At 38.3% G+C, this 12440-nt stretch carries 7 protein-coding genes and 1 tRNA gene; 5 read left to right on the top strand and 3 right to left on the bottom strand.

The genetic code is table 11. The annotated features are described in order from the left end of the window. The first annotated feature begins 16 nt into the window (after positions 1-16). The 5 genes from O0931_RS03795 (at position 17) to O0931_RS03775 (ending at position 3448) form a co-directional block, all read left to right on the top strand. Entirely contained in the window at positions 17-787 is a 771-nt protein-coding gene (locus O0931_RS03795; protein WP_269414216.1) for a PASTA domain-containing protein, read from the top strand. A 41-nt stretch (positions 788-828) separates the two neighbouring features. Beyond that, positions 829-1860, top strand: a complete 1032-nt coding sequence (mltG, locus tag O0931_RS03790) for an endolytic transglycosylase MltG (RefSeq protein WP_269414215.1) — start codon at positions 829-831, stop codon at positions 1858-1860. Next, complete coding sequence (locus tag O0931_RS03785; RefSeq protein WP_269414214.1) at positions 1860-2267, top strand: acyl-CoA thioesterase; 408 nt, start codon at positions 1860-1862, stop codon at positions 2265-2267. The genes mltG and O0931_RS03785 overlap by 1 nt, the downstream gene beginning before the upstream one ends. Before the next feature lie 10 nt (positions 2268-2277). Then, positions 2278-3267 (top strand): YihY/virulence factor BrkB family protein, encoded by a 990-nt coding sequence (locus O0931_RS03780; RefSeq protein ID WP_269414213.1) that lies wholly within the window; start codon positions 2278-2280, stop codon positions 3265-3267. A gap of 96 nt (positions 3268-3363) precedes the next feature. Further along, a tRNA-Ser gene (locus tag O0931_RS03775) sits at positions 3364-3448 on the top strand. A 666-nt stretch (positions 3449-4114) separates the two neighbouring features. Here O0931_RS03775 and O0931_RS03770 read toward each other — a convergent pair. The 3 genes from O0931_RS03770 to O0931_RS03760 form a co-directional block, all read right to left on the bottom strand. Continuing rightward, positions 4115-5887 carry a glycoside hydrolase family 9 protein gene (locus O0931_RS03770; protein WP_269414212.1) on the bottom strand — a complete coding sequence of 591 codons (1773 nt, stop codon included), beginning with the start codon at positions 5885-5887 and terminating at the stop codon, positions 4115-4117. Positions 5888-6389: 502 nt separating this feature from the next. Then, on the bottom strand, positions 6390-10553 hold the full coding sequence (locus O0931_RS03765) for a hybrid sensor histidine kinase/response regulator transcription factor (RefSeq protein ID WP_269414211.1): 4164 nt from the start codon (positions 10551-10553) through the stop codon (positions 6390-6392). Positions 10554-10679: 126 nt separating this feature from the next. Next, positions 10680-12431, bottom strand: a complete 1752-nt coding sequence (locus O0931_RS03760) for a RagB/SusD family nutrient uptake outer membrane protein (protein WP_269414210.1) — start codon at positions 12429-12431, stop codon at positions 10680-10682. Between the last annotated feature and the right edge of the window lie 9 nt (positions 12432-12440).

The following is a 12440-nucleotide window of genomic DNA, read 5'->3' as shown; positions in this document are numbered from 1 at the left end:
CCAGCATTTAAGATTCATGTCTAAATTTATAGATTACTTAAAAACCAAATCATTCAGAAAAACCATATTAGCAGCCATAATTACCGTATTTTTATTGTTGCTTATCGCTTTTTTCAGTCTGAGATTTTATACCAAACACGGCGAAGGCCTGAATGTTCCTTTAGTTAAAGGACTTTCTTTTGCAGATGCTGTGGTAAAACTCGAAGAAGCAGGGCTTAAATATGAAGTTGATTCTGTTTTTATTTTAGATCAACCTGCGGGGATTGTGATTGATCAGGACCCCGATCCGAATACTTTTGTTAAAGATAACAGAACCATTTATTTGACCATAAATGCCGGCAATATTCCCAACACCAAATTCCCGGATATTGCATTTAAAACATTGAGGGAGGCACAGGCCATTATTGAAAGTTCGAGGCTTAAAGTTGGTGATACCACTTATAAAGCGGATGTAAGCCGTGATGTGGTTTTAGAAGCAACTTTTGGTGGCCAACCGATTCAGGCCGGACAGACCATTCCGGTTGGTTCAAGGATAAATTTAGTTCTGGGCGACGGGCGCGGCAACCAGGATGTTGATATCCCTCAATTAATCGGTTTAACTATTGATGAGGCTAAATTTAGCTTAAAGGGTTCTGCACTCTCTTTGGGGAGCATTATCTACGAAGGGCAAATTACCGATAGCGCAAACGCCGTAATTACCAAACAAGATCCAATGCCGGCAGATTCTGTAACCAAAGTTACCATCGGCACAAAAATTAACATTACCTTATCTAATAAGCAACAATAATTACGCACATTACCATAATGACTGAAGTAGAAAAAAATAAAATGAGTAACGGAAAAAAAGCGGCAATCGTTATCATAGCGATAGTTATTTTTGTTGGAGGTTATTTTGCATTAAACTTTTACCAGGTGTACTTTGCCCCTAACGTTACCGAAAATCAAAAGTATTTATACATTAAAACGGGTTCAAATTATGATGCCCTAATAGATAATCTGAAGAATAAGGATATTCTTAACAGCACTTCTTCCTTTGCTACGGCTGCCGGAAAAATGAACCTGCCTGCTCATGTTAAACCTGGACGTTATCTTCTGAAAAAGGGTATGACTAACCGGACTTTAATTAATATGATAAAGGCAGGAAACCAAGAGCCTGTTAAACTTAAATTCCAGAATATCCGCAAAAAGGAAAACTTCGCGGCTTACCTGGCCAGTAACCTCGAAGCAGATTCATTAAGCTTTATTAGTGTTTTAGATTCAACACCACTGATCAGCAAATACGGATTTAACCAGGATAATGTTTATGCAATGTTTATTCCAAATACCTACGAAATGTACTGGAATACTGCTCCTGTCGATTTTTTTGAACGCATGTATAAAGAATATGATAAATTCTGGAATGCGGACCGCAAGCAAAAGGCAGCAAGTTTAAACCTAACACCAGCACAGGTTTATACCTTAGCGTCTATTGTAGATGCTGAAGCTCTTTATGATAAGGAAATGCCAATTATTGCAGGATTATATCTGAACAGGTTAAATAAAGGTATTTTATTACAGGCCGACCCTACTGTTATTTTTGCAAATGATGATTTTACAGTTAAAAGAGTAACCAATAAATTGCTGCAGGTACAATCATTATACAACACTTATAAATATGCAGGCTTGCCTCCTGGTCCGATTATGATGCCAAGTATTAACGCCATTGATGCGGTATTAAACCGGGATAAAAACAATTATATTTACATGTGTGCCAAAGAAGATTTTTCAGGCTACCACAACTTTGCAGAAACAAAAGCAGAACACGAGGTTAATGCAAAAAAATACCGTGAGGCTTTAAATAAAAGAAACATCTTTAAATAATGTTTGTACACGAAACAAAAGTTAGGGTTCGCTATGCAGAAACCGACCAGATGGGTATAGTTCATCATGGTAATTATGCGCTATATTATGAAATCGCACGTACAGAGTGTTTTGAAGCCTGTTCGGGCATTACATACGAATCAATGGAATCAGAAGGCGTGATGCTGCCGTTGCTCGAATTACAATCAAAATTTTTAAAGCCGGCACTTTATAACCAGGTTTTAACCGTAAAATCGATCGTAAAAGAGTTACCAACTGTTCGCCTTAACGTTGAATATGAAATCTACAATGAAAAAGAAGAACTTATCAATATTGGTAAAACAACATTGGTATTTGTTGATAAAAACACCAGAAGACCATGTCATCCCCCGAAAAAATTTATGGATGGCGTTAAACAATATTTTTAGTAATTAATTAATGGAATGGTTACACAGGCAATTATTAAAACTTAAGTTCTATTCTAAATTTATTGAATGGACTAAGGGTTGTATATTGCCCGGATTTAGTCCCCTTCCATTATACACTGTTGCCACTTTTTTTTTTAAGGAAATCGGAAAAGAATCGCTGGTTAATAAGTCCTCTTCACTAGCCTACAGCTTTATGCTGGCCGTATTTCCGAGTATTATCTTCCTTTTCACCTTAATTCCTTTTATACCGATATCAGGTTTTCAGGATAAGCTTTTGAGTTTAATTGAATTGATTCTTCCGCATAATGCTTTTGAGGCTTTTGAAACCACGTTAAAGGATATTATCAAAAATCAAAACAAAGGTTTATTATCTTTCGGTTTCTTATCTGCAATATTTTTCGCCACAAACGGTGTAAAGAATTTAATGAAGGCATTTAACAAAGCCTCCTTGATTATCGAAACGCGAAGCTGGCTAAAACAACGTTTGATAGCCCTTATTTTAACCATGATTATCTTTTTATCGGTTGTACTGTGTATCAGCGCAATGGCAATTGGTGAACTGCTATTGAATTACATTAAAACGGAACTTCATATTAAAGATAGTCTGGCTGTTTATGCGATACAGTTTACCAGATGGACATTGCTAACGGTTCTATACTTTATTACCATTTCAATTCTATACAGATATGGGCCATCGCATGCAAAAAAATGGAAATTGTTTAGTGCCGGCTCATGGCTGGCCACAATACTTGCTTTTTTAACCATCTGGGGATTTTCCTTTTACATTAATAATTTCGGTTCTTATAATAAAGTTTATGGCTCCATCGGAACTTTAATTGTGGTTATGATTTGGCTTTACCTGAATTCCTTGATTTTATTAATCGGGTTTGAGCTTAATGCCAGCGTTGATGTAAGCAAAAGAAGTGTTAAAATCATCCGCCCGACCTTCAATTTATTTAAGAAATCAGCGCCAATCGAGGAAAACCTCAGCAAAAAATAAAATTTTTCTCCCTCTGTGTTAAGCAATTATCAACTTTATATAAAAAAAAGCGCAACACAGTTTGCAGATTTAAACTGGATTTGTACTTTTGCCGATGGAAAGCTGGCAGAGTGGTCGAATGCGGCAGTCTTGAAAACTGTTGACTGTAATAGGTCCGGGGGTTCGAATCCCTCGCTTTCCGCTTCAAAATAAAAAAATCCTGCATCGAAAGATGACAGGATTTTTTTATTTATTGGGTTGGATGGTGGTTGATGGCTTTTTTTGCGTCGACAATCCACATTTTCGGGAAAATAGAATTAATTCTTCACTGCGGCTGCAGATTAATGCTGACGAACGTTTCATTTAAATTTTCGTCGTTAAATCATCGTTTTCCCAGCATATTAGTTTATTTCCCGCTGATGCCGCAAATTAACGCAGTGAATTTGCAAAAATAATGCTTCGGTTATCGCACGCCATAATTGTTCGGACGCGTTGGAATATTGTCTATAGCCTTAATCAAAAGCTATTTATTACGCTTAAATTATTAAAAACCATTTAGACTGAAGGTTATCAAAATAAAAATGCTTTTAGCATTTTACACTGTAAGATACATTACTGGAAATCGCTTAATTTTCCTAATACCTTAATGGTTTTTATTCTTTCGCACATCTTTAATGGCACACAGACCGAAATAAGCAACAGGTTATATGATCTGTGAGCCACAGACGATGTGTTGAAAAGCGGGAATATATCACGTAATTTAGATTCTTAGTTCTTAAGATTCCCACTTCCGCGGGGAAAGACAGCGGATTAAAATCCCCAAACAACGCGTGTAAATTTTTTTCTGCGGGATATCAATAATAATTAATTAGCGTTTAACATAACCCGCTTTAACCTGAAGCGCTTCAATTGCGTTAGCCAGATAAACAAGCGGGGCATTCCAGTTAATGGCAATTTCGTTGGTAGCAAACGATGCCTGATTATCTACATAGGCTTCATCAGGAATACTGCTGGGCAGGGCAACGCCATCCTGTTTACCCGGGTTTGGTCCGCCGACCAGTAAACCGGGAATAGGTTCAACAATTTTATCCGCAACCGACGGACGATGATGCGGATACATTGGCGTATTAAAGCCAATTCCGGTTACAAATGAATAGCCGGTACCGTTTCGTCCCATCAGATAATCCAGGTTGCTTAAAGCAGCATTCAGGTATTTTTTATCTGCTGAAATTTTGTAAGCCTGAATTAATGCTACGCCCTGGTTTGCCGCCTGTGAATTGCTGCCCCAGCCAAAATCCTGCCGGGTTTGCCCCATAACCGTATAATATGGTGTGTGTATGATGCCGGTAACCAAACGATCTGCCATTGTTATGACTCTTTCCTTCATTATTTCTATATCATTAGCAGGTTGATTAATTAACTTCTTTTCATTTCTGATTAAAGAATAGTACCCCAATAACCTCACATTGCCCCACGATGGCAAAGGCATTCGTTCATCCGGCAGCATGTTTACGGCTTTATAAAAACTAGCATCCCCGGTGGTAATATATAGTTCGGCCGCCGCCCAGATAAATTCATCAGAAAAGTTTTTGTCACCATATCCTCCGGTGGTAATTTTGGGGCTAAATTTTTCATTAACCAGGCGCTGGTCGTAGGCCATATCAGGATTCTTAAGCGCCCAGGCCCAGGCTTTTTTTGAAGCTGCTAAGCATGAATCTGCCAGGCCCGGTAAATCTTTTTCGTATTGCTTTAAAAGTCTGCTGGCCTGCGCGGTTACTGCAGCGAAATCAAGCGTTGCAGCGGTTCCTTTTTGAACTACATAACGCGGAAGGCGGGTAACGTTCGGCATAACCATACCATCAAAGCTGGCATTGGTTAATTTATTGTACACACCACCATCATTCGGATCCTGCATCTTTAACATCCATTTCAGGTTCCATACCAATTCATCAATCAAATCAGGGGTGGCATTTCCACTTTCCGGTATATTGGTGTTCACCATTTTTACGTAATCAGGAAAATCTTCGCACAAAGCAAGCATCGTACCCATCGTTACACCGCTATTCACAATATACTTATTGTAATCGCCTGCATCATACCAGCCTCCCGGAGCAGAAATCACCGTCCCGGCAGGGCGTTGCTCACTGGCCGCAGACGGATGGATTAACACCTGGTTATCCGGATGTCCTGCCGCACGATTCCATTTCCCGGCATACTTTTCGGGCAGCGCTGTCGACGCGCGTTGATAATAGTATGCCTTAATGGCCGCTATTGCTAATGAATGGTGAACAGCAGGTTTTATTTCGAAGGTTGACGAATAACCACTATTATTTAATTCTATTTTGTAAAGACCAGGTTTATTAATGGCTGAAAAATCAGCAATAAAAGTTTCTTTTTGAGAAGAAACTAATCCTTGAACCTTTTTGAGTTTACCCTCCAAAACTTTCTTGTTATCTGCATTTCTGACGACATTAAAAGATGTGAAACTACTATCCGTAATTACTGCAACTTTAGGTGCCTCAGGGTAATAACCTACCTGGTTAAGCCTGATATTGGAAATCTGTTTGTTCTGGGCATTCGACGTAAAACTAAACAAGAACAGGTACAGCCAAATGCAGGCATACGAAAAATCGATTTTCATTATAATTAATTTGGTTAAAATATTTGCGATGAATGATTTAGCAGGAGACTGCCTCATAAATACGAATGTAATCCTGAGCCTTTTGAAGGACTTATCAAAACTACCTTTCAGGGCGTTTTGATGCTTCGGCAAGCTCAGCACAGGCTAAGCTCAACATGATAAGATTCAAAGATAAATTGATTTATGAGAAAGCCTCTTCTAATGTGTTTAATCCTAAACTTATAATAGCGTAATTTAAAATCTTTGCACAAGTTAAAACAGGTATAATACTGCCTGGCGTTAAATTGTTAATATTATAGGCAGAAATGTTAACATATAAATCAACTTAAACATTATCAACGCATTACCATCAATTGTACCATTATATTTACACACTGATAAGTCGTCACTTCGTCTGTCTAACGCTTGTCTATCGCAGGAGTAATAATAATGCATGATACAAAACAGCTACCGCTTTGTGATTCGCAATTGAATCGGGAATGACGCCTTGAGGAGAACAAAGTTACAATGCCACATCTTCGGCATATTTCTTCCGCATTTCAGTAATGTATTCTGATGGCAGCATTTTAAATTCGGCCTTGAAGGATTTTGAAAAATAATTAGGTGTATTAAACCCAACTTCATAAGATACCTCCGCAATATTCAGCTGGCTTTTTTCAAGCAATTGTGCTGCTTTCTGAAGCCTGAACGATCGGATAAATTCGACAGGAGATTTACCTGTTAACTGTAGAATCTTTTTATAAAGGGAAACCCGGCTCATGTTCATTTGCTTACTAAGTTCCTCTACAGATAAATTTTGGTTGAGGATATTTGCTTCGATATAGGCCAATACATTACTTATAAATTTCTCATCATTCGATTCCATTTCAATATCCGGAAGATTTATCTGCAGGTGCTTGGTATACGTTTTTTTAAAAGTATCCTGAAGGATTAGTAAATTTTTAATTTTTGAAGTCAGGATTTCAAAATTAAAAGGCTTTGTGATGTAATCGTTCGCCCCGGTTTCCAGTCCCCTAACCTGCTCTGATTCTTCTGAAAGCGCAGTAAGAAGAATAAAAGGAAGATGAGAAGTTCTCGAATCGTTTTTAATTTTCTGGCACAATTCCGTACCGCTCATTTCCGGCATATTGATGTCACTTACCACTAAATCGGGATGTAATGCGAGTGCTTTTTGCCATCCGTCTTTACCGTTAGCTGCTTCCAGTATGTTAAAAGTTTCTTTTAAATTGTCTTTTAAGTAAAACCTAAAATCTTCATTATCTTCCACCAATAATACAGTTGGTTTTTTTAAATCTAATTTCTTTTTGGGTTGAGTGGCTAATTTTTCTTTTATACATTCATCAATCTGTCCGAAAGAGGTCTCCCCTAACCGTACAGGCAAACTTACCATAAAGCAACTGCCCTGGTTGATTTCACTTTCAACCGAAATTTCACCGCCATGCATCTTAACAAACTCTTTTACAATAGAAAGCCCGATACCACTACCCTGGTTAAGCATCGAACCGGGAATATCGTTTTGAAAAAACCGCTCGAAAATTTTGGTTAGTTTATCATCCGCAATTCCAATGCCCGTATCCATAACTTTTATTTCTAAAAACGGCATTTCGTGGCTGTCCGGATTTTTTTGCAAGCTCAACAAAACGCTTACATGTCCGCCCGGAGGCGTAAATTTCAATGCATTTGAAAGCAGGTTGAATATAATCCGTTCAATTTTATCGTGGTCGAACCTGGTATTGAGCTGTTCAATATCACTGTCAAATACAAAACCAATCTTTTTAGATTCCGCAATATCTGTGAAGGACGCTGTAATCTCGGCAATAAACTTTACGATATCTCCGGGTAATGGATGTAACTTAAGTTCCTGCACTTCGAGCTTTCTAAAATCAAGTAATTGATTAACCAGATTTAGCAGGCGATAGGCATTGCGCTTAATGATTTGAATCTGATGTTTTTGTTCAGGCGATTCAAGGCTCTGCATAATTTTATCGGCAGGTGCCATAATCAGCGATATTGGTGTTCTGAACTCATGACTAACATTCGTCAGGAATTTAATTTTCATTAAATCAAGTTCATGAACCCGATCGGCATCTTGCCGTTCTGCTTCGCGGATGCGCTTATTTTCGGCACGTTCCTGGTCAATTGCAAATTCCCTTTTCAGCTTTTGAATCCCGCGGTAGCGGATGTAAAAAAGTAAGCCTGATGCAACCAGAAAATAAAGAACATAAGCCAGGTTGCTTTTCCAGAAAGGCGGAAGTATTTTTAGGTTTAATGATAAATTTGCGACAGCCCCTGCAACTTCCGGGTCTAAAACGCGGACCATAAACGTATAGGTTCCCGGGTTTAAATTCGTATAACCAGCCTTTCGAATATTATTTTCCGCGTCAATCCATTTCTTATCAAAGCCTTTCATCATGTATTGATAGGTAAGCTTTTTTGAATTAAAAAAGTTTAGCGCTGCAAATTCAATAGCGAAGGCATTCTCGCTATGCTTCAATTCAATTTCTTTGGTATCGGTTATGGAATTGGTTAACAGGGTATGCCCCTCAATATTTTCACCGGGACTAATACTTTTATTGAAAACCTGAAAATCGGTAAACGCAAGGTTAATCTTGTTTCTGGTTACCTGTATTTTCGAAGGTTTAAAAATATTAAATCCGTTTGGACCGCCAAAAATCAGTTCTCCTTTACTGGTCTTAAAGGCTGCATTTTCATTGAATTCTTTACCTTGTAAACCGTCCGAATCATCGAAATTTTGAAAGCGCAGAAAATATTTCCCCTGTTTTTCCCTTATTTTAATTTTACTGAGGCCGTTAGGTGTACTGAGCCAGATATTATGATCATCATCTTCCAGAAGGCCAAGAATGGTATTATCAGGAAGTCCGTTTTCTTTTCGAAGATTGTTAAACCGCTTCGTTTCCGGGTCATAAACGGAAAGTCCTTCCCGTGTTCCAATCCAGATAAGTTTCCTGTCATCTTCTATAATCGCATTTACATTATTGTGGATCAGGCTATTTGGATTTTTTAAATTTCTGGAAAAATAGGTAAACTTTCCTGTTTTAGAATTCAGTACATTAATACCCCATCCGCCAACCCAGAGATTTTTTTCTGAATCTTCCAATATCGCAGGGACATAGCCGAATGTAATCGAATTCTTTATTTCCGGCCCGTAATGCTGAAAGGTAAGCGTTTTTCTGTCTAAAAGATTTAGTCCGCCAGCCAATGTTCCAACCCACAAGCGGTTTGATGAATCTTCAAAAATTTTCCATACACGATCATCCGATATACTCAAAGGATTGGCATCATCGTGGCGAAAATGTCTGAATTTTTTTCCGTCAAAGCTATCGAGTCCGCCCCAGTAAGTCCCTATCCATAATTTCTTATCACTATCAACGAGAAGACTTACAATAACATCACTTGAAAGTGTATTCGGGTTATGAGGATCGTGTTTGTATTGTGTATAGGTATTTGTTTTTCTGTTGAAATAAAGTAAGCCACCGCCATTCGTACCAATCCAAAGATTACCGGCAGCATCTTCTGCAAATCGGTTCACATCATCATAAGGCAAGCTTTTATTATCCGAAACATTATGCTTGTATTGAGGAAACCGTATAATATTTTCATGGTAATAACTGATTCCTCCCTTAAAGGTTCCGGCCCATATAATACCCATATTATCTTTAAAAAGAGAGGGAACTGCATTTTGTGCTATCGATTTCTCATTGTAATCCTGGTTTAACAGGTAAGTTACTTTAAAGTCTTTTTTATCTATAATGTTAATTCCACCATGGTCAGTGCCAATCCAGATTAAACCATTATTATCCTGAAGCACATTGTAAACAATATTTGACTTTAATTTATCTTTGGTATTATCTTTATCGAAATGTTTAAGTATTTTCTTTTCAGGACTGAAATAATAAACCCCTAAGGATGTTGACGTTGTAAAAAACCACAAATCATTATCTTTATCTGCAAAAACTGAATACGATACCGGTTTACCTTGATTGGCATTACGTAAAATAGTTGAGCGATAGACTACCTTATTTAGCTTTGGCTCCAATAAGTCGATGGTACCATCCCTGTACACAATCCATGCCTGGTTTTTCTCATTAAGTGATAATGAAGTAATATCACTGGAATAAATACTTCCGGGTGCTTTGGTGCTGTAAAAATGCCGGGCTAATTTACTTTTCTCATTGTACCGGTATACACCAAGATGCGCATAAATAAACCAGAAATTACCTTTACCATCATTTTTGATTGATGTTATTTCTGCGTCAGGCAAACCGATAGATGCCAGAAAAGCTTTTGGTGTACGCTCAAAATGCTCCGTAAGCGGATCATAAATATTATAGGTATTTTTGGTTTGCAACCAGATCTTACCATCAGGCCCGCCAAAAATTGCTGAAATAAAATCATCACTCAGCGAATTCGAATCGTGAAAATTATGTTTAAATACCCGGAATTTATGCCCGTCGTAACGGTTAAGTCCGGATAAGGTACCAAACCACATAAAACCTTTTTTATCCTGATAAATGCTTCTTACCTGATTGTTGGAAAGTCCGTCCGAGATATTCAGCTGAGAAAACTGATAATGTTCAGTCTGCCCCTTTGCACAGGGCATTATAAATAACACGACAGTTAAGGCAAAAACAAATCTGATGAACATGGGCTAATTATTTTTTGCAGGTTAGCGTACAAAGGGTTTAATTTAAACAAAAATAACAGAAGAAAAAAGTCTGCCGATTTTTGAAAACCGACAGACCAGCACTGTTAATTTATTAGAAGATGCGTTTTACCAACCAGGATTTTGAATCAATGCGGTGTTTTTAAGCATTTCGCTAATCTGCATCGGGAATAAATAATTGCGTTCTTTAAATACATGTAAACGTAAGGAATTAACGACATCATATTTATACCCTGTTGGGTATTGTGCAGAAATGGTTACCCTTGTAGGACTTATTAATTTATTATAACCGTTAAAAAATGTTTCGGCGAGTTTCCAACGGCGAACATCATCCCAGCGTTTATCTTCGTTATAAAGTTCTATACGCCTTTCATTCTGTATAAAGCTTCTCATTTCCTGTTGTGTCATTCCTGCTTTCATCCCATAATTATTGTCTGCACCAGCTGTTATACCTGCGCGCTGCCTTATTTCTCTAATCGGACCATAGGCATCTGCCGTTCTGCCAAGCTCATTAAGTGCCTCCGCTTTAATCAATAAAATTTCCGCGTAACGAATTAATATCCAGTTCCGGTTGGTGGTACCGCTATTGCCGGTTAAACCTTCATCGAGCATTTTTCTGCAGAAATATCCTGAACTGCCCGATGTTCCTGCATCCTGATAAAATCCATCAGTTGGTGCACCAACATACGTATTTACAGCAATTTTGCTGTTTGTACTGCTGCTAAACCACAAGGCCTGGTTATAAATAATCGAGTAACCGAATCGCGGATCGCGATTTTTATAGGGATCCTGGGGATTATATAATGGCGACTCTGTTATCGACTTACCATCAGCCATCGGGAAGGCTTCGACCACATTTTGAGTTGGATTACCCTGCCTGTTTCCATTTCTGGTTTGCGGCAGATAAAATGTTTCAAAATCACGGTTAGGTGGTTGTGTGATAAAAAATATCTGCTCTTTATTTCTTCTTTGCAGAAACATGTTGTAAAAACCAAATCCGGGATTTGGATTGGACGGTTCAACGTTTAAGGTATAACCCAATGGGCTTATTGCATCAACAGCATCCAGAACCTTTTGCCAGCGGCTTACATCAAAGGTAGGATATCCGGCAACTGCAATACGCTCAGGACTTTTTGTACCGCCCGGTACGCTCGCCCATGAATTACCATTAAATAACGGACTCGCAGCAAACAGCAGCATTTTTGCTTTAACGGCCAATGCAGCGCCTTTTGTAACACGTCCGTAATCATTGCCGGTTTGATCAACCGGTAAGTCTGCTGCCGCAGCATCCAGCTCTTTAACGACATAATTTACACAATCGCTGAATGTATTTCTAGGCACGGTAATCAACTCATCACCGGGGAATAAATTATCGTTGATAACCGGCACACCGCCGAAAGTAATCAGCAGGTTATAATAATACCAGGCCCTTAGCATTTTCGCTTCTGCAATGAGCCTTTTTTTCGTAACTTCTTTAAAAGGCATTACCGGCATTTTAGATAAAAACAGGTTTACGCGTCTTATATTCTGATAAGGGAGTACCCAGGTTTCATTAAACATGGTGGTATTATCTGCCGTGTAGGTAGACCCGTAAAGAATAAGCGGTCTTCTGGCCGGATTCAGGTTTACATATTCAGAATCATCAGTGGCCTGTTCGGTACCGCCAGATTCATACCTGTCTTTATCATAGGAATAGCCCATCTCCATATAAACACGGGTAAGAAAACTGATCGCATTTACACTATCGGTAAAAACAGTTTCTTCGTTGAGTGCATTATTGGATTTATTATCCAGGAAGGTCGATTTTTTACAAGCTAAGCCTATAATACTTATCAATAATATAATGGATATCTTTTTCATTGTAATAAT

The sequence above is a fragment of the Pedobacter rhodius genome (genome assembly GCF_027213645.1).
GTDB classification, from domain to species: domain Bacteria; phylum Bacteroidota; class Bacteroidia; order Sphingobacteriales; family Sphingobacteriaceae; genus Pedobacter; species Pedobacter rhodius.
The sequence above is the reverse complement of the archived record's forward strand: the minus strand, read 5'-3'. Positions and strand labels throughout refer to the sequence as shown.

Bases quoted from the DNA above. Each gene is read 5' to 3' on its own strand.
- O0931_RS03795 (WP_269414216.1), top strand. From the start codon at position 17: ATGTCTAAATTTATAGATTACTTAAAAACCAAATCATTCAGAAAAACC.
- mltG (WP_269414215.1), top strand. From the start codon at position 829: ATGAGTAACGGAAAAAAAGCGGCAATCGTTATCATAGCGATAGTTATT.
- O0931_RS03785 (WP_269414214.1), top strand. From the start codon at position 1,860: ATGTTTGTACACGAAACAAAAGTTAGGGTTCGCTATGCAGAAACCGAC.
- O0931_RS03780 (WP_269414213.1), top strand. From the start codon at position 2,278: ATGGAATGGTTACACAGGCAATTATTAAAACTTAAGTTCTATTCTAAA.
- O0931_RS03770 (WP_269414212.1), bottom strand. From the start codon at position 5,887: ATGAAAATCGATTTTTCGTATGCCTGCATTTGGCTGTACCTGTTCTTG.
- O0931_RS03765 (WP_269414211.1), bottom strand. From the start codon at position 10,553: ATGTTCATCAGATTTGTTTTTGCCTTAACTGTCGTGTTATTTATAATG.
- O0931_RS03760 (WP_269414210.1), bottom strand. From the start codon at position 12,431: ATGAAAAAGATATCCATTATATTATTGATAAGTATTATAGGCTTAGCT.